Raw genomic sequence first — 21,214 nt, forward strand, 5'->3', positions numbered from 1 at the left:
ACATGTTGCTGATCGAATGTCCGTGGTGCGGGCCGCGCGCCGAATCCGAGTTCACGTGCGGCGGTGAAGCCGACATCGTGCGCCCGGTCGCGAACGAGACCATGACCGACCGCGAATGGGGCGAATACGTGTTCATGCGCGAGAACAAGCGCGGCCTGCACAAGGAGCAATGGCTGCACACGCAGGGCTGCCGCCGCTGGTTCAAGGTGACGCGCGACACGGTCACCTACGATATCAAGGGCTACGAAAAGTTCGGTGGCGCAGCTGCCGGCAACGCACACGAAGAGGGCACGAGCAAATGAGCCAGAAAGACCGCCTCGGCACCGGTGGCCGCATCAATCGCGCGATTCCGCTGACGTTCACGTTCAACGGCCGCACGTACCAGGGCTTCCAGGGCGACACGCTCGCGTCCGCGCTGCTCGCGAACGGCGTGCACTTCGTCGCGCGCAGCTTCAAGTACCACCGTCCGCGCGGGATCGTGACGGCGGACGTCGCGGAACCGAATGCCGTCGTGCAGCTCGAAACCGGCCCGTACACGGTGCCGAACGCGCGCGCGACCGAGATCGAGCTGTACCAGGGCCTCGTCGCGACGAGCGTGAACGCCGAGCCGTCGCTCGAGAACGACAAGTACGCGATCAACCAGAAGTTCTCGCGCTTCATGCCGGCGGGCTTCTACTACAAGACCTTCATGTGGCCGCGCAACATGTGGCCGAAGTACGAAGAGAAGATCCGTGAGGCCGCTGGCCTCGGCAAGGCGCCCGAAGTGCTCGACGCCGATCGCTACGACAAATGCTACGCGCACTGCGACGTGCTCGTGGTCGGCGGTGGCCCGTCGGGCCTCGCCGCCGCGCATGCGGCAGCGATCGCCGGCGCACGCGTGATCCTCGTCGACGACCAGCGCGAACTCGGCGGCAGCCTGCTGTCGTGCCGCGCGGAAATCGACGCGAAGCCCGCGCTGCAGTGGGTCGAGAAGATCGAGGCCGAGCTGCGCAAGCTGCCCGACGTGACGATCCTGTCGCGCAGCACGGCGTTCGGCTACCAGGACCACAACCTCGTGACGGTCACGCAGCGCCTGACCGATCACCAGCCGGTGTCGATGCGCAAGGGCACGCGCGAGCTGCTGTGGAAGGTCCGCGCGAAGCGCGTGATCCTCGCGACCGGCGCGCACGAGCGTCCGATCGTGTTCGGCAACAACGACCTGCCGGGCGTGATGCTCGCCGGCGCGGTGTCCACCTACGTGCATCGCTACGGCGTGCTGCCGGGCCGCAACGTGGTCGTGTTCACGAACAACGACCGTGCGTACCAGACCGCGCTCGACCTGAAGGCATGCGGCGCGAAGGTGACCGTCGTCGATTCGCGTGCGTCGTCGAACGGCGCGCTGCCCGCGGCCGCGAAGCGGCAGGGCGTGACGGTGATGAGCGGTGCGGTCGTGACGGCCGCTTCGGGCAAGTGGCGCGTATCGTCGGTCGACGTCGCGTCCTACTCGAACGGCCAGACCGGCGGCAAGCTGCAGTCGCTGCCGTGCGACCTCGTCGCGATGTCGGGCGGCTTCAGCCCGGTGCTGCACCTGTTCGCGCAGTCGGGCGGCAAGGCGTGCTGGAGCGACGAGAAGGCGTGCTTCCTGCCGGGCAAGCCCGTGCAGGCCGAAGCGAGCGTCGGTGCAGCCGCGGGCGAGTTCGGTCTCGCCCGTGCGCTGCGGCTCGCGGTCGACGCGGGCGCCGAAGCGGCGAAGGCCGCGGGCTTCACGGCCGCGCAGCGCCCCGTCGCACCGCAGGTCGCGGAAACCGTCGAAGGTGCGCTGCAGCCGTTGTGGCTCGTCGGCAGCCGCGAGGCCGCCGCACGCGGGCCGAAGCAGTTCGTCGACTTCCAGAACGACGTGGCGGCCGCCGACATCCTGCTGGCCGCGCGTGAAGGCTTCGAGTCGGTCGAGCACGTGAAGCGCTACACCGCGATGGGCTTCGGCACCGACCAGGGCAAGCTCGGCAACATCAACGGGATGGCGATCCTCGCGCAGGCGCTCGGCAAGACGATTCCGGAAACGGGCACGACGACGTTCCGCCCGAACTACACGCCCGTGTCGTTCGGTACGTTCGCGGGCCGCGAGACGGGCGACTTCCTCGACCCGATCCGCAAGACGGCCGTGCACGAATGGCACGTCGAGCACGGTGCGATGTTCGAGGACGTCGGCAACTGGAAGCGGCCGTGGTACTTCCCGAAGAAGGGCGAGGACCTGCATGCGGCCGTGAAGCGCGAATGCCTCGCGGTGCGCAACGGCGTCGGCATCCTCGACGCGTCGACGCTCGGCAAGATCGACATCCAGGGTCCGGACGCGGTGAAGCTGCTGAACTGGATGTACACGAACCCGTGGAACAAGCTCGAGATCGGCAAGTGCCGCTACGGGCTGATGCTCGACGAAAACGGGATGGTGTTCGACGACGGCGTGACGGTGCGCCTCGCCGACCAGCATTTCATGATGACGACGACCACCGGCGGCGCGGCGCGCGTGCTCACGTGGCTCGAGCGCTGGCTGCAGACCGAATGGCCCGACATGAAGGTGCGGCTCGCGTCCGTCACCGATCACTGGGCGACGTTCGCGGTGGTCGGCCCGAAGAGCCGTAAGGTCGTGCAGAAGGTCTGCCAGGACATCGACTTCGGCAACGACGCGTTCCCGTTCATGAGCTACCGGAACGGCACCGTCGCGGGCGCGAAGGCGCGCGTGATGCGGATCAGCTTCTCGGGCGAGCTCGCCTATGAAGTGAACGTGCCGGCCAACGCGGGCCGCGCGGTGTGGGAAGCGCTGATGGCAGCCGGTGCCGAGTTCGACATCACGCCGTACGGCACGGAAACGATGCACGTGCTGCGCGCGGAGAAGGGCTACATCATCGTCGGCCAGGACACCGACGGCTCGATCACGCCGTACGACCTCGGGATGGGCGGGCTCGTCGCGAAGTCGAAGGACTTCCTCGGCAAGCGTTCGCTGTCGCGCTCCGATACGTCGAAGGAAGGCCGCAAGCAGTTCGTCGGCCTGCTGACCGAGGACGAACAGTTCGTGCTGCCGGAAGGCGCGCAGATCATCGCGAAGGACACGCAGGTGTCGGCGGTCGATCCGACGCCGATGATCGGCCACGTGACGTCGAGTTATTACAGCCCGATCCTTAAGCGCTCGATTGCGCTGGCGGTGGTGAAGGGCGGCCTGAACAAGATGGGCGAGAGCGTCGTGATTCCGCTGGCCAACGGCAAGCGCATCACCGCGAAGATCTCGAGCCCGGTTTTCTACGATACCGAAGGGGTGCGCCAGCATGTGGAATGAAACGAGAAACCAGACGCCGGTGGCGGGCGCGGGCGTGACGCTTGAATCGCCGTTCGTCGGCGCGGCCGATGTGCTGAAGCTGCACCAGGCGCGCGCATCGAAGAAGTTCACGCTGCGCGAGCGGCCGTTCCTCGATCTCGTGAACGTGCGCGGCGAGCTGAGCGACCCGGCATTCGTCAGCGCGTTCGAGCGCGTGGTCGGCTGCCGGCCGCCGGCGGTGCCGAACACGGTGGCGCGCGGCGCCGAGTACGACGTGCTGTGGCTCGGTCCGGACGAGTGGCTCGTGCGCTCGAACGGGCCCGTGCAGGCGGGCGTGCTCGAGGCGCAGCTCGCGGAGGCCGTGCAGGGTTCGTATGCGGCGGCCGTCGACGTCGGCAGCGGCTACACGGTCGTCGAGGTCAGCGGCGAACGCGTGCGCGACGTGATCGCGCGCGGCTGCCCGCTCGACCTGCACCCGCGTGTGCTGAAGCCGGGCCAGTGCGCGCAGTCGCACTACTTCAAGTCGCCGATCACGCTGATCCCGACCGGCGACGATACGTTCGAGATCGTCCTGCGCCGCAGCTTCGCCGACTATTTCGTGCGCATCATGCTCGACGCCGCGGCGCCGCTCGCATCATGAAGCCGTTCGACGAACCGTTCGTGGCGATCGACGCGCCGCGCCTGCGCGGGCGTGGCTGGAGCGTGTTCGTCGACGAACTGAAGGTGCCCGCGCGGATCGGCATCCACGCGCACGAGCACGAGGCGCCGCAGCCGATCGTGATCGATGCGCGGCTCGGGTATCGCTGCGAGCCGAGCGAGCAGGGCGAGTGGATCGACTACGACGGCTACTGCGCGCGCGTCGCGTCGTTCCTGTCGCACAAGCCGCATACGCGGCTGCTCGAAACGCTCGTCGCCGATCTCGCGGTGCTGTCGTTCCGCGAATGGCCCGCGCTGGAGTCGCTGACGGTGTCGATGTACAAGCCGAAGATCCGGCCAGGGACGAAGCGCGTGGGCGTGTCGCTCGACTGGACGCGCGGGGATTACCTGCGGTGGACGGGGGCGGCGGGGCAGCTTTGAGCGGGGCGGGCTGGTCGGCGGGTTCCGGTCAGCAAGAGACGGCGGCGCGGAGGCGTCGCCGTTTTGTTTTTAATTCCTGAAATAGCAGAACAATGGCCGGTTGCGGGCCATCGCCGTCTTTATTCCTGAAATGTCGGAACAATGCGCGATCCGGTCGTTCCGTTCGGCTGATGGCACGGGGCTCCCCGGCCATCGCCGCGACACCGTTCCGGCATGTCGCGGCGACGGCCTCACGCGACTCCGTCACGCCGCCGCGCCGCTCAACGCCGGATAGTCGACATACCCGCGCGCATCGCCGCCGAAGAACGTGGCGCGCTGCGCGTCGTTCAATGGCGCGCCCGTCTTCACGCGCGTCACGAAATCCGGATTCGCGAGCACCATCTGCCCGTACGCTTCGAGATCGGCGAGACCCGCTGCTACGTCGGCGCCGATCGAATCGCGCGCGCGGCCCGGGCGATTGAGAATCAGCGTGCCGCGCCAGCGCGCGCGCAGATCCGCGAGCAGCGACTCGTCACCCTGGTGCATCACGTGCAGATACGCGAGGCCGAGCGCGTCGAGCTGCGTCGCGAGGTAGCGGTACAGGTCGGCGCTGTCCGGACCTTCGTCGATGCCCCACAGCGTGGTGCCGGGCGACAGGCGGATCGCGGTGCGGTCCGCGCCGATCTCGTCGGCGATCGCCGCGGCGACTTCGATCGCGAACCGGGCGCGATGCTCGATCGATCCGCCGTATGCGTCGGTCCGCGTATTGGCGTTCGGCGCGAAGAACTGCTGGACCAGATACCCGTTCGCACCGTGGATCTCGACGCCGTCGGCGCCGGCTTCGATCGCGCGCCGCGCGGCGAAGCGGAAGTCGTTCACGGTGTCGCGCACCTCGGCAGTCGTCAGCGCGCGCGGCACCGGAATCTCCTGCATGCCCGTCGCGGTGAACATCGGCACGCCCGGTGCAATCGCCGACGGCGCGACGCCCGGCCGGTGATGCGGCGTGTTGTCGGGGTGCGACATGCGGCCCACGTGCATCAACTGGATGAACAGCCGGCCGCCGCGTGCGTGCACGTCGTCGCTGATCGTCTTCCAGCCGGCGACGTGTGCGTCGGTATAAATGCCCGGCGTCGTCAGGTAGCCCTGGCCGTCGTCCGACGGCTGCGTGCCCTCGGTAACGATCAGCCCGAGGCCGGCGCGCTGCGCGTAATACTCGGCGGCCAATATGCCGGGCGTGCCGTCGAATGCGGCGCGGCTGCGCGTCATCGGCGCCATCACGAGTCGGTTGTCGAGCGTGTACCGGCCGACGCGGACCGGGGCGAACAGTTGCGGCGTATCTTCTTCATCGGCACGTGCCGAAACGAACAGGGGTTTCATCTCGTTTTCCTCATCGAAGTTCGGAATGCGTCATCGGGGCGATGCCGCATCGGGCGCTCACCGCGCACGTTGCGCCGGCCTCGCGCCCACGTCTGCATCATCCATTGCTTCCTTTTCGAGATAAACCGGGTATCGTGGAGAACATTGATCCATTGGTGGAGCATTCCGCATGGAACTGCTGAACGACATGGCGCTGTTCGTGGAGGTCGTGAAGGCGCGCGGCTTCCGCAGCGCCGCCGACACGCTGGGCATGCCGAACTCGACGCTGTCGCGGCGGATCGCCGCGCTGGAAAAGGCCATCGGCCTGCGCTTGCTGCATCGCACGACGCGCCGGATCGAACTCACGGAGGCCGGACAGCTGTATTTCGCGCGCTGCAAGCGGATCGTCGACGAGGCGCGGCTCGCGCACGAGCAGCTCGGCGAGCTGCTGGCCGAACCGTCGGGCGTGCTGCGCGCGTCGTTTCCGGTCGATTTCGCGGTGATCTACCTGACGCCGCTGATCGTCGAATTCGCGGCACGGTATCCGAAGCTGACGTTCGATTTTGAACTGACGTCGCGGCGCGTCGATCTCGTCAGCGAGCCGTTCGACGTCGCGATCCGCATCGGCGAATCCGCGGACTCGCAACTCGTCGCACGGCGGCTCGCGACGTTCCGCAACTGCCTGTATGCGTCGCCGCGTTATCTCGACCGCGCGGGCGAGCCGCTCGAACCGGCCGACCTGACGCGGCACCAGTGCATGAGCGTGCAACGCGTTGCCGCATGGACGCTGCTCTGCGGCGAGCGCACGGTCGAGGTGCCGGTGGGCAGTCGGTTTGTCGTGAACAGCGTCGGCATGAACCGGCAGCTGGCCGTGCACGGCGCGGGAATCATCCAGTTGCCGGAGGAAGTGGTGGCCGATGATGTGGCGGCCGGCCGGCTGCGCCGCGTGCTGCCCGACTGGGAGGGCACGCCGGTGCCCGTCTACGCGATGACGGAAACGCGATTGCTGCCCGCGAAGACGCAGGTTTTCATCGAATTCTTGCGCGCGCATTTCGCGCGGGAGTGATGCGGGAGCGTGTGCTGCGGTGTGTCGAGCTGCTTCAGGAGACGCTCGTACGGTGTGCCGTGCGCTTACTTCCCGTTACGCTTCGCTGCCGGCGCCGCGGCGGACGGATCGCTGACCGGCACCATGCGTGCCTTCCCGTCGCTCGCGGTATTCGTACCGTCGTCGGGATCGAGCACGAAGCGGAACGTGTCGACCCGCTGCATCACCTTCGCCGCATACGCGTTGGAGCCGCCATAACTCCTCAGCCCGGCTTGCACGTTGCCGCCGGCCGCCCGCACATAGCCCGACAGGATTTTGGAGCCCGCTTCGACGTTCGCATTCGGCTCGGTGAGGTCCTTCACGTCGCGCAGCATGCCGCGGTGTGCGGCCGGCACGACCTGCATCAGCCCGGTCGCGCCATGCTGGCCTCGCGCTTTTTCCTGAAAGCGCGATTCGATCGAGATAATCGCGTAAACGAGTGCCGGAGGCAGTGAATATTTCGTCGCAGTGACGCTCACGATGTCGGCGAGCTTCGCGGCGCGCTCTTTTGCGACGCCGAATTTCTTCGTCAGGTAGGAGGTGATGCGGCGGTTTGCTTCGTTCGGCTGATCGTTCACAAGCGGGGCGGAGGCCTCGGCCGGCGCGGATGCGGCCGCTTCGGGCGCGGAGGCAGGCAGCGTTGGCGCTTGCTGCGCGGAGGCCTGTTGCGCAATGCCGAGCGAAAGCACGATCAGCCAGAGAAACCGTCGTCGCATGGTGGAGTGCGGGGAAATGAGAGGCGCATAGTATATCGGCCAATCGTCGTGCGCGTTCGAGCGCAGGCTCGAATGAAAGCACGATGTAGGTTTGTATCGATGCGCGCGGCGCGCAGACAGGATCGTTGCACGAACACGCATCGGAGTCCGGATGAAGCGCGTCCGTTTTTTCCGCGCCCCCTTTTTCGCCCGCGACGCAACGACTGCGGGTGCGCAATCCGCCTGCCGCGTGCTACGCCCGCCGCGCGCCCGCCGCCCGCGCGACCGCCCCGATCGCATCGCTGACCAGCACCGCGAGCAGCCCGACGATCACGCCGCCCTGCAGCACGAACGCGGTGTTCGACGTCTGCAGGCCCGCGATGATCACGTCGCCGAGCCCGCGCGCGGCAACCGTCGAGCCGATCGTCGCGGTGCCGAGATTGATCACGACCGCGAGCCGGATGCCGTTTACGATCACCGGAAACGCGAGCGGCAGCTCGACCGACACCAGCTGCTGCCAGCCGCTCATCCCCATCCCGCGCGCGGCGTCGACGACGTCGCGCGGCACGTCCTCGAGCCCCGCGATCGTGCTCTCGAAAACCGGCAGGAGCCCGTACAGCACGAGCGCGATCAGCACGGGTTTCAACCCGAAGCCGACGGCCGGTACCGCGAGCGCGAGCACCGCGACGGGCGGAAAGGTCTGGCCGATGTCGACGACGCTGCGCGCGACCGGCAGGAAATCCGCGCCGGCCGGCCGCGTGACCGCGATCCCGGCCGCGACCGCGATCAGCGTGCCGAGCAGGCTCGACAGCGCGACGGTGCCGAGATGCGCGAGCGTGAGATCGAGCAGGCTCGCGCGATCGTAGATGACCGGCGCGCCGTTGTCCGCGAACGGCGCGAACACGCCCTGCAGCCACGCGGGGCGCAACAGCAGCACGAGCAGCAGCGCGAGCGCGGCCGCGCGCGCGACATGCGCGGGCAGCCGCCGCGGCCGGGACGAGTGCGAACGCGCGGGCCGCGTCGTCATGCGGGCTTCCTCGCGTGCGCGCGGATCGCGTCGAGCGTGATGCGGCGCACGTCGGGCCCGTTACCGCCTTCGACCGGCAATGCGTCCGCTCCGCGCCACAGCAGTTCGGACACCGCGTCGCGCAGCGTGCGCGTCGCGGCGATCGGTTCGCCGTCGGCGTGACCGGGCTCGGCCACCGCGTCGATCGGCGTCAGCGCGAGCAGGCGCAGCGGCCGGTCGACGCCGGCGACGAGCTGCTCGACGACACCCGCCGCCGGCTTGCCGAGAATCTCGGCCGGCGACGCGACCTGCAGCAGCCGTCCGCCGTCCATCACTGCGATCGTGTCGCCGAGCTTCAGCGCTTCCTCGATATCGTGCGTGACGATCACGACCGTGATGCCGAGGCGGCGCTGCAATGCGTACAGATCGTCCTGCGCCTTGTTGCGGATGATCGGATCGAGGGCGCCGAACGGCTCGTCCATCAGCAGCATCGCGGGCTCGGCCGCGAGCGCGCGCGCGACGCCGACGCGCTGCTGCTGGCCGCCCGACAGTTCGTGCGGCAGCTTGTCCGCGAATTCGGACGGCGCGAGATGAAACAGGTCGAGCAGTTCGCGCACGCGCGCGTCGATGCGCTCGGCCGGCCAGCCGAGCAGGCGCGGCACGGTCGCGATATTGCGCGCGACGCTCCAGTGCGGGAACAGGCCGTGCCCCTGGATCACGTAGCCGATGCGCCGCCGCAGCTGCTCGGGCGGCACGCTCGCGGTGTCGACGCCGTCGATGCGGATCGTGCCGCCGGTCGGCGCGATCAGCCGGTTGATCATCCGCAGCAGCGTCGACTTGCCGCTGCCCGATGCGCCGACGAGCGCGGTGATCGTGCCTTGCTTCATCGTCATCGATACGTCGTCGACGGCGACGACGTCGCCGAAGCGTTTGCCGATGCGTTCGATCTCGATCATGCGGTACGTCCCTTCGCGAGCGTGGTCGCGGCTTCGAACACGACGGCGGCCGCCAGCGCGAGCGCGATCGTCGGGATCGCGCCGAGCAGCACGAGATCGGCGGCCGATTGCCCGATTCCCTGGAAGATGAAGATGCCGAACCCGCCGCCGCCGATCAGCGCGGCGACCGCGGTCAGGCCGATGTTCTGCACCAGCACGATGCGCACGCCGCTCAGGATCACCGGCAACGCGAGCACGAGATCGACGCGCAGCAGCCGCTGCGCGCGCGTCATGCCCATCGCGCGTGCTGCTTCGGTCACGTGCGGCGGCACCTGCTCGAGCCCGACCACGACGCTCGACGCGATCGGCAGCAGCGAGTAGAGAAACAGCGCGAGCACGGCCGGCGCGACGCCGATCCCGCGGATGCCGAGCGCGGCCGCGAGCGGCACGTGCGCGGCGAGCAGGCCGAGCGGCGCCATCATCAGCCCGTACATCGCGATGCTCGGGATCGTCTGCACGATATTGAGCACCGGCATCACGACGGTGCGTACCGGCGCGACCCGCGCGCACGCGATGCCGAGCGGCAGGCCCGCGACGAGCGCGGCCGCGACCGAGCCGCCCGCGAGCGCGACGTGCCGGATCGCCTCGCGCCAGAAGTCGTCGCTGCGCACCGCGTATTCGCGCATCACCGACAGGCCGTCCCACCAGCCGCTCGCGAGCGGCAGCGATATCGCTGCCATGGCGACGGCGAGCGCGACGAGGCGCCGCCACGGGCCGAAGGCGAGCCGCGCGAGTGCGTCGGCGACGAGCACGGCCCACGCGAACAGCAGCAGCCACACGCCCGCCGCGGGAGATACGCGTGCGAGCGCGTCGTCGGGGGCGACGGCGTGCGTCGCGGCCGCACCGACCGCGTAGGCCAGCGTCGCGAGCCACGTGCAGCCAGCCGCGAGCCGCCAGGCGGGACGGCTCGCCGTCATCGCCCATAACGCGCCGACGAGCCACAGCGCGGCGAGCGCGGCACCCTGCACGGCGGGCAGCGCGGCGAATGCCGACAGCCCCGTGCCGGCCGCGATGCGGTTCGGCCGCAGCACCATGAACGGCATGCCGAACACCGCCACGATCGTCAGGACACCGATCAGGATACCGACCTTGTCGAGCGTGATGCGCCGCGCGGACGCCACCGCGCGACCCGTCACTTAACGAAGCCTTTCGACTTCAGGTAGCTTTTGGCCACGCCGGCCGCCGGTTCGCCGTTGATCTGGATGCGCGCGTTCAGCGTCTGCAGCGTCTTCAGGTCGAGGCTCGCGAACACGGGTTTCAGGAAGTCGGCGATTTGCGGATGCGCGTTCAGCACGGCTTCGCGAATCACCGGCGTCGGCGCATAGACGGGCTGCACGTGCTTGTCGTCGTCGAGCACGACGAGGCCGCTCGACGAGATGCCGCCGTCGGTGCCGTACACCATCGCCGCGTTTACGCCGTCGGTCTGGTTCGCGGCGGCCTTGATCGTCGCGGCCGTGTCGCCGCCCGACAGCACGACGAGCTGATCGGGTTTCAGCTTGAAGCCGTATGCCTTTTCGAACGACGGCAGCGCGGATGCGCTGTTCACGAACTCGGCCGATGCCGCGAGCTTCAGCTTGCCGCCGCCCGCGATCCACTTGCCGAAGTCGGAGAAGGTCTTCAGGTGCTGCGCTTGCGCGACCGGCGCGAGCACGGCGACGCCCCACGTGTTGTTCGCGGGCGCCGGCGTCAGCCAGACGAGATGGTTCGCCGCGTAGTCGAGCTTCTTCGCGGTGTCGTAGCCCTGGCTCGCGTTCTTCCACAGGGGATCGTCGGCCTTGTTGAAGAAGAACGCCGCGTTGCCCGTGTATTCGGGGTAGATGTCGATCTCGCCGCTCGTGAGCGCCTTGCGCACGATCGGGGTCGTGCCGAGCGCGATCTTTTCGGTGACGGGGATGCCGTGGGCCTTCAGCACCTGTGCGATGACGTTGCCGAGCAGGTTGCCTTCGGTGTCGATTTTCGATGACACCACGACGGGCGTGTCGGCGTGCGCGCCGGGTGCGACGACTGCGGCGGCGAACGCGAGGCCCAGGATGCGGGCGGGCAGGGCGAGCTTCATCGGGGCCTTTCTCCAGAACGGGGACGTACGCCGAAAGTTACTTGACTGAGTCGGCTTTGGCAAACCGCGTGCGGCGGCACGTCCACAGCACGCGTGGGGGTAACCCGCATGCGTCGCACGCCGTTGTTACACTGGAGCGCATTCCCGCCTGCGGACACTTGCTGACATGAAACCCGAGCTACTGGTCCTTATCGCGCTGCGCGACGACGCGCACCGCCAGATCGCCGCGTCGTACGACGTCCACCATGCACCGACCGCCGAGGAACGCGAGCGCGCGATCGCCGAACACGGCCGCACGATTCGCGCGGTGTTGACCAACGGCAGCACGGGCCTGACAGCCGCTGAAATCGATCGTCTGCCGCAGCTCACGTTCGTCAGCGCGCTCGGCGCCGGCTACGAGCACATCGACGTCGCGCATGCGAAGGCGCGCGGCATCACCGTGGTGACGGGCGCGGGCACCAACGACGATTGCGTTGCCGATCATGCGTTCGCGCTGCTGCTGGCGGCGGTGCGCAACGTCGTGCAACTCGATGCGAAGACCCGCGCGGGCGTATGGCGCGACGCGCTGCCGATGCCGCCGAACGTGTCGGGCAAGAAGCTCGGTATCGTCGGGCTCGGCAAGATCGGCGAGAAGTGCGCGCGGCGCGCGGCCGGCTTCGACATCGAGATCGGTTATCACAACCGTTCCGGGAAGGATGTTCCGTATCGCTATTTCGAGCGCGTCGAGGCGCTCGCGCAATGGGCCGATTTCCTGATCGTCGCGACGCCGGGCGGCGCGGGCACGCGTCACCTCATCGACCGCGCGGTGCTCGATGCGCTCGGCCCCGGCGGGTTTCTCGTCAACGTGTCGCGCGGCAGTGTTGTCGATACCGCTGCTTTGGCGGATGCGCTGCGCGAACGGCGCATCGCGGGCGCGGGGCTCGACGTCTACGAAGGCGAGCCGGAGCCGCCGCGCGCGCTGACGGCGCTCGACAATATCGTGCTGACGCCGCACATGGGCGGCTGGTCGCCGGAGGCGCTCGATCGCTCGGTCCAGCAGTTTCTCGACAATGCGGCGCGACATTTCGCCGGGGAACCGGTGCTGACGCCGCTGTGAGTGTGGTCCGTGCGGTGCGCGGGCATGTATCCGCAACCCGCACGCGAAAATCGGAAAAATTCGCATCAAGGCCGGCCATTCGGCGCCGGAACATCGATTCCGCTGCAATGACATCGCATTCCATGCCGTCCGGCTGCTGCCGGACGTGTGCCGTTCATGGAGACGATCGATGACTATCGCTGCCGTACCCTTCGTGCCGAGGCGCGGCGGGATCGGCCGCCAACCCCGCGAACATACCGGCGACGATCAACTCGTCGAGCGCGCGAACCTGTGGCCGGATGTCGTGCCCAGGCGTCTTGTGGCGGGCTAAGCCGCGTTGCCGATGAAGAACGGCGCCACGCAACGGTGCAGCATCGCCGCGTGGCGCCCAGGGTACGTTTCGTCTGGATTCGGGCGCGTGCGATCGTTCACGATCGCACGCGCATGCTTCGGACCGCCGCGCCCGTTTTGCGCGCGCCGGATCAGGACGACACCAGCGGCACCGTCACCGACGTCCCTGCCGGGTCGAGCGCGAGCCCCGTGCCCGGTGCCGGCCGCAGCGTCGCCTCGTTGTCGCTCGACAGCACGACGAGGCCGAGCTTGTGACCCGCTTCGAGCGTGTAGTCGCGCGGCATGAACGTCAGTTTCAGGTCATACGGCATGCCCGGCAGCACCGGCGCCGAGATCCAGTCCGACACGCGGTTGCGCGGATCGGTCCATGCCCGCGAGACGATCGTCGCCGTGCCGTCCGGCGCGCGGTCGACCAGCAGCGCCGTCACGTTCGCGACGCCGGTGAAGGTCAGCCGCACGCGGGCGGTCGCGGAGCCGGACAGGCGCGTCGCGGTCGTGAACGGAGTCGTCTCGAAGCGGCTGCGATGCTCGCCGGTCGGCGCGTTCGCCAGCGTGAGCGCGGGAATCGACGCATCGTCGGTGAAGCGCGCGAGCGGGCCGCCGCTCGGCAGCCGCGACAGCGTGCCGGTGCCCGTGCCGTCGCCGCCCGCGAAATACGCGACCGGCGTGGCGCGCCGCGCGGCCCAGTCGGTTTCCTTCAGCAGCGTGCCGTCGGCCTGCGCGACCACCGCGCGCGGATCGCGTTCGACGCCGTTGTCGACGCCGATCAGGTAACGCGTGAACCAGCGGTTCACCTCGGCGGTCCACGCATCGGCCATCGCCGGCACGCGGGTCGGGTCGGTGTGTTTCAGGCGATGCAGCCACAGCTGCGTCGGCACGCCCTGACGCCGCATCGCGAGATACCACGATGTCGACTGGTCGACGCGCACGTTGTCGTCGGTCAACCCTTGCGCGACGAGTGCCGGCGCGACGGCGCGCTCGGTCGGGATGTCGCGCGCGGCCCAGAACGGCGAATAGTCGCCCGTCTTGCGGTCTTCCTGCTGCAGCGCTTCGTCGATCAGGTGCGTGCAGCGCTCCGGATGCGCATTCGTCAGCAGCGCCTTGATGTAGACGTCGACGTCCTCGCCCTGATAGCCCTCCGGCGCGCGCACGAGGCCGCCCGAGCGATAGTAGCCGTACATGTTGGACAATCCGGCGATCGGCACGATCGCATCGAGCCCGCGCGTGCGCAGGCTCGCGACCATCTTCGGCAGCGTGCCGTCGTACGACACGCCGTACATGCCGACGTGGCCCGTCGACCAGCTCGCGACGACTGCCTTGCCGCTCGCATCCTTCGCGGTCGCATCGCGGCCGAGCCAGCGGATCACCGACGCCATCGCGACGGATTCGTCGCGCGTGAGGATCGTCGGGCAGCCGTCGGAGCCGGCGGTGCCGAGCGAGTCCGCATAGACGATCGTGAAGCCGCGCGGCACGAAGTAGCCTTCGATCCATGAACGGCCGGCGGCGGCCGCTTCGAGCTGCTGCAGCATGCGCACTTGCGGCGCGGCGGCCATGATCCGCGCGGACGCGCCGCCGGGGGCGGCGGCCGTCGCAACGGGATGCGGCGAGCCGTCGAGTTCGACGTCGACGTCGTGGTTCGGGCTGTCGGCAAGCCCCGCGTAGTACGGGCTCGCGAGCACGATGACCGGCGTGCGCGCGCCGTTGGCGGTTTCGGACGGGCGCACGATGCGCACGTGAATGCGATCGCGCGTACCGTCGCCGTCGGAGTCGACCGGCGTGTCGATCCACGCGTTTTCCTCGATCGTGCCGCCCGACAGCGACGGCTGGACCTGGCCGTTGCTGATCACCGGTTTGTAGCGTCCGCCGCTCGCCGGGTTCGCGTACGGGACGCCGGACGGCGACACGCGCGCCGCGAGCGATTGAGCGCCGGACGCCACCGATGCAGCGGCCTCGTCCTGTTGATTTTGCGCGAGCGCGGAGACGCCTGCCACGCTGCCGCCGTCGTCACCGCCGCACGCGGCGAGCGTCGCGGCCGCGACGAGCGCGGGTAGCCATGGGCTGCGCGATCCTCTGATATGAAATTGCATTGCCGACCTCGTTTTTTTGATTGTGTGGATACGACCGTTCCGCGATACGCCCCCTGCGGGCCGGGCCGATTACTGCATGCGACGAAGAGGAAACTGCACCATCGGGACAACGCCGGGCGCGATCCCGGACGGAAAGCGGCGGCATCGCATTGCCATTCATCAAGGACTGCGAATCAAATGCGCGCATGCCGCGCGTGTCCTTCCAGATGAAACGGAACGACATCATTCGATGAGACGGGGATGTTGCGAGCTGCGGTGCTGCGCTGCGAAAAAACACGACGCGACGCGCGTGCGGCGATGGAATGAAACGGATCGGCGGTTTCGGCCGCGCCGCGCATCGTGATGGCTTGCCGGTTCGCGTTTGCTTTCCGGAAGCTTGCGCAAAAGTTATCTCAGCGAAAACGGCGTGTCAAACTTTTTTAACCGTAGGTAAAAAAGTTTCGAAGCGCATGCCGATGCGGAACGCGTAGGGCGATGACATCGCGCATGTCCGGCGACGCGCTTGCCGTTGCTTCGCGTCCTGTCGCCCCATGCAAAAACGGGCGGTGGCGAATCGTATTCGTCACCGCCCGCTCGCCGGATGCTCCCGGTCTTCCTTCCATTGATGAACGCCTGCGCGCGCCGTCACCCGTCGTCGGCCTTCGCCTGCAGATCCTTCAACCCTTGAATCACGACCAGCAGCGCGCGCCCGTGCTCGTCGGAGCCGTCCCACGCGTCGACGATCGCATCGCGCAGCAGGTCGTTGTAGCGGCGGCGCGCCGGGCCGGTATCGACGCCGTAGAAACTGCATAGCTTGTTGAATGGCGCGCTGCGCCGCAGCCGATGCCCGTTCGACAGCCGCAGGCGCGACACGGTCGGCTGGCTGACCCCGGAAAGTCGCGCGATTTCGCTGGACGAGCGCGTGTCCGCCATCAGACGGCGTAACAGGTCTTGTACAGGAAAATCGTGATCCGGGGCTTCCATGCGATGCATTATACCTATACAGTTACGGTTGTTGAATGGGCTTGCTGTCACCAGCGAGGCTGTATCCCGAGAAAGTTGATGACACTGAAACACCTCCCTCCCACGTTCTGCTGGACGAAGATCGGTACCGAGTCCGGCGAGGAACTGCCGACCGTCGTGCTCCGCAAGGAATGGGAGCGGCGGCTCGGAGGCGGGCGTTTTCTGTGGGGCATCAACCAGCCGCTCGGCAGCAGCGCGCAAGTCGCCGCGCATCGCACGGGCTCGCTGCTCGCGCTGTTCTCGCCGGTTGCGTCGCGTCCGCGGCCCGGCGAGCGCAAGCGCGAGGACGCGCTGCTGTGGAATGCCTGGGTCGACGCCAGCGGCCAGGTGCGGCCGCTGCCGCCGCACACGTTCATTGCAAGCCGCGCGACGCTGCCGTCGGGCCGGCGTCGCGAACAGCACTACGCGCTCGTCTGCGCATCGTCCACCGCGCTGACGGTTGGCACGCAACTGCGCGTGTGCCCCGATCACCTGCGCAGCGTGAGCACGGGCAAGCCGCTCGGCGTCGCGCAGGGCGCGGCCGTGGTCGACTGCATCGGGCGCGCGAAGGAACAAACCGGCAAGAGCTATCCGCTCGCGCTGTCGGTCGAACTCGAGGCACCGTATTTCGTGCGGCTCGCACAGCCGTGCGTGCTGAAGGCGCGCGATCTCGCCGAAGTGAACAAGGCGACGCGCGCCGGCGATTTCGACCGCTTCGTCGAACTGGTCGCGCGCTTGCGCGGCCGTTCGCCGACGGATGCCGTGCGCGGCGTCACGCGCGACCTGTTCGACGTGCCGCCGATCGAAACGGCGGCTGCCTACGTCGCGCCCACGCATGTCGCGCGGCTGCGCAGCCGGCCCGCGGCCGAGCATCCGGGCGAGCTCACCGGCGATCTGTTCGATCTGTCGCCCGGCGAAGCGGCCGCGTTCGGCGGTCTCGCGCATCCGCGCATCGGGCGCGCATGACGTTCGCGCCGCCGGCGCGCGGCGCGTGACGCGTGACGCCAGGCAGGGCAGCTGAATGCGCGTGCAACGACGCGCACGCGTATGGCCGCCATCTCGGCGCGCGCAAGAATTTGTTGCAATCTCGCCGTAGCGGAGCGGCGGGTGCGGAGCGACAATCGCCACGAAGCGTGCCGCGCGGTGGCCGTGCATCGACAGGCTGCTTGCCGTCGTTCACGCCGCCGACATGCGCACCACGCACACTGGGCGTCGGCTTGCTTCACACAGCAACCCTGAGGGAGAAGTGTCGATGTCGACCCACACCTGTTCGCGGGAAGCCCGGGCCGCGCAACGCTTCGTCGAGGCGACGCGCAACGTCGACCAGGCGTTTCGCGCCGTGCGCGGCGAAAGCGACGACGACATCTCGTCGGCCGACTATGCACTTGCGATGTCGCGCCTCGATCGCGCGCTCGACGAACTGGCGCGTGCGCAGGAATTCTTCGATCGCGTGGTGGGCGCCGACGCCGCGCACGGCAACTGAACAACTGAACTGAATTCGCGGCTTCTGCTTTCGCTTCGGCCGCGGTCGTCTGCCGTTTGTCGTTCTGATCGTTTCGCCGCGTCATTCGACGTTCGTCGGCGTGCCGACGTACCAGCTCGCCGGACGACAACGTCCGGCATGTCAGTCGCTCATCCTCCGCCAACCTGCCATTGCACGCGTCGCATCATGCGGTCGGGCGGCGCGCACCCGGTTTCATCAGACGAACATCAAACCTTCCGCCCTTCGACCGGATAGCCGGGATCCGTGTATCCGTGTGTCGACGCATGTCCGGGCGGCACCAGCGAATCGACGAAGCGTTCGTCGTCGGGGCCGAGTTCGAGCGTCAACGCATCGATGTAGCTGTCCCAGTGCGCTTCGGTGCGCGGCCCGGCGATCGTCGAGCTGACGATGCGGTTCTTCATCACCCACGCGAGTGCGAACGCGACCGACGTCGTGCCGCGCGCGGCCGCGTGTTCGGCCACCTGCCGCGCGATGTGCAGCGACTCGGGCCGCCATTCCGTCTGCTGGATGCGCCGGTCGCCACGGCCCGCGCGCGAATCGGCGGGCGGCTGCGCGCCGGGCGCGTATTTGCCGGTCAGCACGCCGCGCGCGAGCGGGCTGTACGGCACGACGCCGATGCCGTAATGCGCGGCCGCCGGCAACTGTTCGACCTCGGCCGTGCGATCGACGAGGTTGTACAGCGGTTCGCTCGCCACCGGGCGATCGATGCCGAGCTGGTCGGCGAGGCGCACGATCTCGGCGATGCGCCAGCCCTTGAAGTTCGACAGCCCGACGTAGCGCACCTTGCCTTGCCGGATCAGGTCTGCCACCGCGCGCATCCCTTCATCGAGCGGCGCATCGGTCAGCGCGCGGTGGAAATAGAGGATATCGATGTAATCGGTGCCGAGCCGCTTCAGGCTCGCGTCGACCGATTCGTAGATCCATTTGCGCGACTGGCCCTGACGGTTCGGCCCCGCGTCCGGACCGGCCGGAAAGCCGAACTTCGTCGCGACGACCCAGCTGTCGCGATGTCGCGCGATCGCACGGCCGACGATTTGTTCCGAGCGTCCGGCGTGATAGACGTCGGCCGTGTCGATGAAGTTGATGCCCTGATCGAACGCCTTGTCGATGATGCGCGTCGACGTCGCTTCGTCGGTCTCGCCGCCGAACATCATCGCGCCGAGACACAGCGGCGACACTTTCAGCGCGCTGCGCCCGAGATAGCGGTAATCCATGGTGAAGCTCCATGCGGGCGAGCGCCCGCGTCGATTGAAGTCGGTTGAATGAGCGTGCGGTCCGGATGTGGCGCTCACACGCCTGCTTCGTCGAACACGCGCTTCGCGATCGGTAGCGCCGAACTGGCGGTCGGCCAGCCCGAATAGAACGCGAGATGCGTGATCGCCTCGATCAGCTCGTCGCGCGTGATGCCGTTGTCGAGCGCCTTCTTCAGATGGAACGGCAGTTCGTTCACACGATACAGCGCGACGAGGCTCGCGACCGTGATCAGGCTGCGATCGCGCGGCGACAGGCCGGGGCGCTGCCACACGTCGCCGAACAACACGTTGTCGGTGTAGTCGGCGAGAGCCGGCGCGATTGCGCCGAAGGCCTGGCGCGCGGCGGAAGTCGGTTCGGACATCGAGGGCTCCGGAGGACGTGGAAGACATCGACGATGGTAGCCACCGACGCGCCTATCGATAATCCCCAGGAATGCGCATGCACTTATCGAACCGGTTCATGAATGGCCGGGATGGCGCAGCGCGTCGACGATCAGCGCGACAGCCCGCGACGATTGCCGCCGGCTCGCGTAGTACAGGTGGTGGCCGGGAAAGGTGGGACACCAGTCGTCGAGCACGCTGACGAGCCTGCCGGCACCGACGTGCGGCGCGGCGAGTTCGGCCGGCACGTACGCAAGGCCGTAGCCTGCGAGCGCCGCGTCGAGCATTTCATAGGTGCCGTTGAACGTGACCTGGCCGTCGACGCGCACCTGCAGCGTGTCGTCGCCGCGCGCGAGTTCCCACGCGTACAGCGCGCCGTGCGTCGGCAGCCGCAGGTTGATGCAGTCGTGCGCGACGAGATCCTGCGGCGTCGCGGGGTGCTCGCGTTGCGCGAAATACGCGGGCGCGCCGACGATCGCCATTTTCAGGTCGGGCGAGATGCGCACCGCGATCATGTCCTTCGCGACCTGGTCTCCCAGCCGCACGCCGATGTCGAAGCGTTCCGCGACGATGTCGGACAGCCCGTAGTCGGTTACGAACTCGACCTTGAGGTCGCGGTAGTCGCGCAGGATCGGCGACAGCTTCGGCCACAGCAGCGTGCGGATCACGTAGTCGGTCGCGTTGATGCGCACGGTGCCGGCCGGTTTGTCGCGCAGTTCCGCGAGCGCCGACAGTTCGGCCTCGATTTCGTCGAAGCGCGGCGCGAGGTTGAGCAGCAGGCGTTCGCCGGCTTCGGTCGGCGCCACGCTGCGCGTCGTGCGCGTGAGCAGCCGCACACCGAGACGCGTCTCGAGCGAGCGGATCGTATGGCTGAGTGCGGATTGCGACACGCCGAGCCGGGCGGCCGCGCGCGTGAAGCTGCGCTCGCGCGCGACGGCGATGAAGGCGAGCAGGTCCGCGAAGTTGTCGCGCGGCATGGAGGAAGTCGGGTGGTCGATGCCTGCGCATCCTACCATCGGGTCCGTCGCGTGCTGCGACGACCCACGGGCGCGGCAGCGCGATGCGCGTCGGGCTGTCCGCGTCACGCCGGCCGGACGGCGCGCGACGCGGGTGGGCGGATCCTACGCGTAGCCGCCGTGCTGGAACGACGTCGCGAAGAACTGCATCTGGTAGCGGATCGCGTGCGCCCAGTAGTCCCACGTGTGACCGCCCGGACGCTCCGCATAGTCGTGCGGCACGCCGAGTGCGACGAGTCGTTGATGCAGCGTGCGGTTCGAGCTGACGAACGAGTCGTCGCGACCGCAGTCGATCGTCAGGTCGAGATGCGCACGGACGAACGCGCGCGCGCTTTCGACGATCGCGTTGCGGTTCCAGAACGACGGATGGCGGACGGGATCGCCGAACACGTGGTCGATGCCGGGCTCGTCCTCGCAGCAGCGCGGATCGACCGCGCCGCTGATGCTGCCGACCGCGCCGAACGTGTCGGGCCGGTCGAGCGCGATGCGCAGCGCGCCGAAGCCGCCCATGCTGAGCCCGGTGATCGCGCGTGCGCCCTTGGTCGCGATGGTTCTGAAGTGCATGTCGACATACGACACGACTTCGTCGCCGACGAAGGTTTCGTAGCGGCTGCCCGAGTCGAACGGGCTGTCGATGTACCAGCTTTCGTGTCCGCCGTCGGGCATCACCAGGATCACGTGATGGCGATCGGCCAGCGCGGCGATCCGCGTGTTCGCGGTCCAGTCGGTGTGGTCGCCGCCGGAGCCGTGCAGCAGGTAGACGACCGGAAAGCGCTCGACGGCGCGTTCAGGCCCGTGGCGCAGGCGCGCATAGTCGTCCGGCAGCACGACGGTCGCCTTCAGCGTCTCGTTCATCGCCGCGCTCGGGATCGCGACGACCCGCGTCTGAAAGGCGAGGGCCGGGCCCGCGACGGCGAGCAGCAGCAGTAGCCAGAACGTGCGTATCAGGTTCATGGAGCCTCGCATGTGTCGTTTCCGTTCGGCAGTCGGGCATCGGGAAAACCCTGTTTGGCGACTCTAGCAACCGTG

At 68.2% G+C, this 21,214-nt stretch carries 21 protein-coding genes; 9 read left to right on the top strand and 12 right to left on the bottom strand.

The genetic code is table 11. From position 1 onward, the window contains the following. The first annotated feature begins 2 nt into the window (after positions 1 to 2). Genes U4Z64_RS21890 through U4Z64_RS21905 form a run of 4 tightly spaced genes read left to right on the top strand, consistent with a single transcriptional unit; the run spans position 3 to position 4,366 of the window. The gene (locus U4Z64_RS21890) at positions 3 to 302 is read left to right on the top strand and encodes a sarcosine oxidase subunit delta (RefSeq protein ID WP_124485108.1); all 300 of its coding nucleotides are present in this window, start codon (positions 3 to 5) and stop codon (positions 300 to 302) included. Continuing rightward, on the top strand, positions 299 to 3,310 hold the full coding sequence (locus U4Z64_RS21895; protein ID WP_044844413.1) for a sarcosine oxidase subunit alpha family protein: 3,012 nt from the start codon (positions 299 to 301) through the stop codon (positions 3,308 to 3,310). Before U4Z64_RS21890 ends, U4Z64_RS21895 begins: the two co-directional genes overlap by 4 nt. Continuing rightward, positions 3,300 to 3,929 (top strand): sarcosine oxidase subunit gamma, encoded by a 630-nt coding sequence (locus U4Z64_RS21900; RefSeq protein ID WP_044844412.1) that lies wholly within the window; start codon positions 3,300 to 3,302, stop codon positions 3,927 to 3,929. Before U4Z64_RS21895 ends, U4Z64_RS21900 begins: the two co-directional genes overlap by 11 nt. After that, a complete protein-coding gene (locus tag U4Z64_RS21905) occupies positions 3,926 to 4,366 on the top strand; it encodes a dihydroneopterin aldolase (RefSeq protein ID WP_321821069.1) in 441 nt (146 codons plus the stop codon). Before U4Z64_RS21900 ends, U4Z64_RS21905 begins: the two co-directional genes overlap by 4 nt. Before the next feature lie 243 nt (positions 4,367 to 4,609). Here U4Z64_RS21905 and U4Z64_RS21910 read toward each other — a convergent pair whose 3' ends face one another. Further along, a complete protein-coding gene (locus U4Z64_RS21910) occupies positions 4,610 to 5,722 on the bottom strand; it encodes an alkene reductase (protein WP_321821070.1) in 1,113 nt (370 codons plus the stop codon). A 169-nt stretch (positions 5,723 to 5,891) separates the two neighbouring features. On the opposite strand from U4Z64_RS21910, the gene U4Z64_RS21915 reads away from it, so the two are divergent. Continuing rightward, a complete protein-coding gene (locus U4Z64_RS21915) occupies positions 5,892 to 6,767 on the top strand; it encodes a LysR family transcriptional regulator (RefSeq protein ID WP_124521425.1) in 876 nt (291 codons plus the stop codon). A gap of 65 nt (positions 6,768 to 6,832) precedes the next feature. Here the strand turns inward: U4Z64_RS21915 and U4Z64_RS21920 are convergent, their stop codons facing one another. The 5 genes from U4Z64_RS21920 to U4Z64_RS21940 all read right to left on the bottom strand — a co-directional run bounded on the left by U4Z64_RS21920 (position 6,833) and on the right by U4Z64_RS21940 (position 11,537). Beyond that, positions 6,833 to 7,501 (bottom strand): lytic transglycosylase domain-containing protein, encoded by a 669-nt coding sequence (locus tag U4Z64_RS21920; RefSeq protein ID WP_321821144.1) that lies wholly within the window; start codon positions 7,499 to 7,501, stop codon positions 6,833 to 6,835. Positions 7,502 to 7,733: 232 nt separating this feature from the next. After that, positions 7,734 to 8,507 (bottom strand): ABC transporter permease, encoded by a 774-nt coding sequence (locus tag U4Z64_RS21925; protein ID WP_321821071.1) that lies wholly within the window; start codon positions 8,505 to 8,507, stop codon positions 7,734 to 7,736. After that, on the bottom strand, positions 8,504 to 9,442 hold the full coding sequence (locus tag U4Z64_RS21930; protein WP_044844407.1) for an ABC transporter ATP-binding protein: 939 nt from the start codon (positions 9,440 to 9,442) through the stop codon (positions 8,504 to 8,506). Before U4Z64_RS21930 ends, U4Z64_RS21925 begins: the two co-directional genes overlap by 4 nt. Continuing rightward, positions 9,439 to 10,617: an ABC transporter permease gene (locus U4Z64_RS21935; RefSeq protein ID WP_321821072.1), complete on the bottom strand. Its 1,179-nt coding sequence runs from the start codon at positions 10,615 to 10,617 to the stop codon at positions 9,439 to 9,441. Before U4Z64_RS21935 ends, U4Z64_RS21930 begins: the two co-directional genes overlap by 4 nt. Then, positions 10,614 to 11,537: an ABC transporter substrate-binding protein gene (locus tag U4Z64_RS21940; protein WP_044844405.1), complete on the bottom strand. Its 924-nt coding sequence runs from the start codon at positions 11,535 to 11,537 to the stop codon at positions 10,614 to 10,616. Before U4Z64_RS21940 ends, U4Z64_RS21935 begins: the two co-directional genes overlap by 4 nt. 166 nt (positions 11,538 to 11,703) lie before the next feature. On the opposite strand from U4Z64_RS21940, the gene U4Z64_RS21945 reads away from it, so the two are divergent. Continuing rightward, positions 11,704 to 12,633 (top strand): 2-hydroxyacid dehydrogenase, encoded by a 930-nt coding sequence (locus tag U4Z64_RS21945; RefSeq protein ID WP_124921321.1) that lies wholly within the window; start codon positions 11,704 to 11,706, stop codon positions 12,631 to 12,633. Between the two features lie 169 nt (positions 12,634 to 12,802). Further along, on the top strand, positions 12,803 to 12,943 hold the full coding sequence (locus U4Z64_RS21950) for a hypothetical protein (RefSeq protein ID WP_415750589.1): 141 nt from the start codon (positions 12,803 to 12,805) through the stop codon (positions 12,941 to 12,943). Positions 12,944 to 13,094: 151 nt separating this feature from the next. On the opposite strand, the gene U4Z64_RS21955 is transcribed toward U4Z64_RS21950, so the two are convergent. Together U4Z64_RS21955 and U4Z64_RS21960 are read right to left on the bottom strand one after the other, a co-directional pair. Continuing rightward, positions 13,095 to 15,050 (bottom strand): Xaa-Pro dipeptidyl-peptidase, encoded by a 1,956-nt coding sequence (locus U4Z64_RS21955; protein WP_321821073.1) that lies wholly within the window; start codon positions 15,048 to 15,050, stop codon positions 13,095 to 13,097. 624 nt (positions 15,051 to 15,674) lie between these two features. Then, positions 15,675 to 16,013 carry a helix-turn-helix domain-containing protein gene (locus U4Z64_RS21960; protein ID WP_044844401.1) on the bottom strand — a complete coding sequence of 113 codons (339 nt, stop codon included), beginning with the start codon at positions 16,011 to 16,013 and terminating at the stop codon, positions 15,675 to 15,677. Positions 16,014 to 16,091: 78 nt separating this feature from the next. On the opposite strand from U4Z64_RS21960, the gene U4Z64_RS21965 reads away from it, so the two are divergent. After that, positions 16,092 to 16,997, top strand: a complete 906-nt coding sequence (locus tag U4Z64_RS21965) for a hypothetical protein (RefSeq protein ID WP_124485117.1) — start codon at positions 16,092 to 16,094, stop codon at positions 16,995 to 16,997. Between the two features lie 286 nt (positions 16,998 to 17,283). After that, the gene (locus U4Z64_RS21970; protein ID WP_124666872.1) at positions 17,284 to 17,514 is read left to right on the top strand and encodes a hypothetical protein; all 231 of its coding nucleotides are present in this window, start codon (positions 17,284 to 17,286) and stop codon (positions 17,512 to 17,514) included. A gap of 227 nt (positions 17,515 to 17,741) precedes the next feature. On the opposite strand, the gene U4Z64_RS21975 is transcribed toward U4Z64_RS21970, so the two are convergent. The 4 genes from U4Z64_RS21975 to U4Z64_RS21990 form a co-directional block, all read right to left on the bottom strand. Beyond that, positions 17,742 to 18,749 (bottom strand): aldo/keto reductase, encoded by a 1,008-nt coding sequence (locus U4Z64_RS21975; protein ID WP_321821074.1) that lies wholly within the window; start codon positions 18,747 to 18,749, stop codon positions 17,742 to 17,744. 74 nt (positions 18,750 to 18,823) lie between these two features. Beyond that, positions 18,824 to 19,150 (bottom strand): carboxymuconolactone decarboxylase family protein, encoded by a 327-nt coding sequence (locus U4Z64_RS21980; protein ID WP_059466882.1) that lies wholly within the window; start codon positions 19,148 to 19,150, stop codon positions 18,824 to 18,826. Positions 19,151 to 19,246: 96 nt separating this feature from the next. Continuing rightward, complete coding sequence (locus U4Z64_RS21985) at positions 19,247 to 20,146, bottom strand: LysR family transcriptional regulator (protein ID WP_321811451.1); 900 nt, start codon at positions 20,144 to 20,146, stop codon at positions 19,247 to 19,249. Between the two features lie 144 nt (positions 20,147 to 20,290). Then, positions 20,291 to 21,139 carry an alpha/beta hydrolase gene (locus U4Z64_RS21990; protein ID WP_185500329.1) on the bottom strand — a complete coding sequence of 283 codons (849 nt, stop codon included), beginning with the start codon at positions 21,137 to 21,139 and terminating at the stop codon, positions 20,291 to 20,293. Between the last annotated feature and the right edge of the window lie 75 nt (positions 21,140 to 21,214).

Origin of the sequence: Burkholderia sp. BCC1996 (genome assembly GCF_905339955.1) — a bacterium.
GTDB lineage: Bacteria > Pseudomonadota > Gammaproteobacteria > Burkholderiales > Burkholderiaceae > Burkholderia.

What these genes read in the sequence shown, in the direction of transcription:
- U4Z64_RS21890 (WP_124485108.1), top strand. Translation starts at nt 3, where the DNA reads ATGTTGCTGATCGAATGTCCGTGGTGCGGGCCGCGCGCCGAATCCGAG.
- U4Z64_RS21895 (WP_044844413.1), top strand. Translation starts at nt 299, where the DNA reads ATGAGCCAGAAAGACCGCCTCGGCACCGGTGGCCGCATCAATCGCGCG.
- U4Z64_RS21900 (WP_044844412.1), top strand. Translation starts at nt 3,300, where the DNA reads ATGTGGAATGAAACGAGAAACCAGACGCCGGTGGCGGGCGCGGGCGTG.
- U4Z64_RS21905 (WP_321821069.1), top strand. Translation starts at nt 3,926, where the DNA reads ATGAAGCCGTTCGACGAACCGTTCGTGGCGATCGACGCGCCGCGCCTG.
- U4Z64_RS21910 (WP_321821070.1), bottom strand. Translation starts at nt 5,722, where the DNA reads ATGAAACCCCTGTTCGTTTCGGCACGTGCCGATGAAGAAGATACGCCG.
- U4Z64_RS21915 (WP_124521425.1), top strand. Translation starts at nt 5,892, where the DNA reads ATGGAACTGCTGAACGACATGGCGCTGTTCGTGGAGGTCGTGAAGGCG.
- U4Z64_RS21920 (WP_321821144.1), bottom strand. Translation starts at nt 7,501, where the DNA reads ATGCGACGACGGTTTCTCTGGCTGATCGTGCTTTCGCTCGGCATTGCG.
- U4Z64_RS21925 (WP_321821071.1), bottom strand. Translation starts at nt 8,507, where the DNA reads ATGACGACGCGGCCCGCGCGTTCGCACTCGTCCCGGCCGCGGCGGCTG.
- U4Z64_RS21930 (WP_044844407.1), bottom strand. Translation starts at nt 9,442, where the DNA reads ATGATCGAGATCGAACGCATCGGCAAACGCTTCGGCGACGTCGTCGCC.
- U4Z64_RS21940 (WP_044844405.1), bottom strand. Translation starts at nt 11,537, where the DNA reads ATGAAGCTCGCCCTGCCCGCCCGCATCCTGGGCCTCGCGTTCGCCGCC.
- U4Z64_RS21945 (WP_124921321.1), top strand. Translation starts at nt 11,704, where the DNA reads ATGAAACCCGAGCTACTGGTCCTTATCGCGCTGCGCGACGACGCGCAC.
- U4Z64_RS21950 (WP_415750589.1), top strand. Translation starts at nt 12,803, where the DNA reads ATGACTATCGCTGCCGTACCCTTCGTGCCGAGGCGCGGCGGGATCGGC.
- U4Z64_RS21955 (WP_321821073.1), bottom strand. Translation starts at nt 15,050, where the DNA reads ATGCAATTTCATATCAGAGGATCGCGCAGCCCATGGCTACCCGCGCTC.
- U4Z64_RS21960 (WP_044844401.1), bottom strand. Translation starts at nt 16,013, where the DNA reads ATGGAAGCCCCGGATCACGATTTTCCTGTACAAGACCTGTTACGCCGT.
- U4Z64_RS21965 (WP_124485117.1), top strand. Translation starts at nt 16,092, where the DNA reads ATGACACTGAAACACCTCCCTCCCACGTTCTGCTGGACGAAGATCGGT.
- U4Z64_RS21970 (WP_124666872.1), top strand. Translation starts at nt 17,284, where the DNA reads ATGTCGACCCACACCTGTTCGCGGGAAGCCCGGGCCGCGCAACGCTTC.
- U4Z64_RS21975 (WP_321821074.1), bottom strand. Translation starts at nt 18,749, where the DNA reads ATGGATTACCGCTATCTCGGGCGCAGCGCGCTGAAAGTGTCGCCGCTG.
- U4Z64_RS21980 (WP_059466882.1), bottom strand. Translation starts at nt 19,150, where the DNA reads ATGTCCGAACCGACTTCCGCCGCGCGCCAGGCCTTCGGCGCAATCGCG.
- U4Z64_RS21985 (WP_321811451.1), bottom strand. Translation starts at nt 20,146, where the DNA reads ATGCCGCGCGACAACTTCGCGGACCTGCTCGCCTTCATCGCCGTCGCG.
- U4Z64_RS21990 (WP_185500329.1), bottom strand. Translation starts at nt 21,139, where the DNA reads ATGAACCTGATACGCACGTTCTGGCTACTGCTGCTGCTCGCCGTCGCG.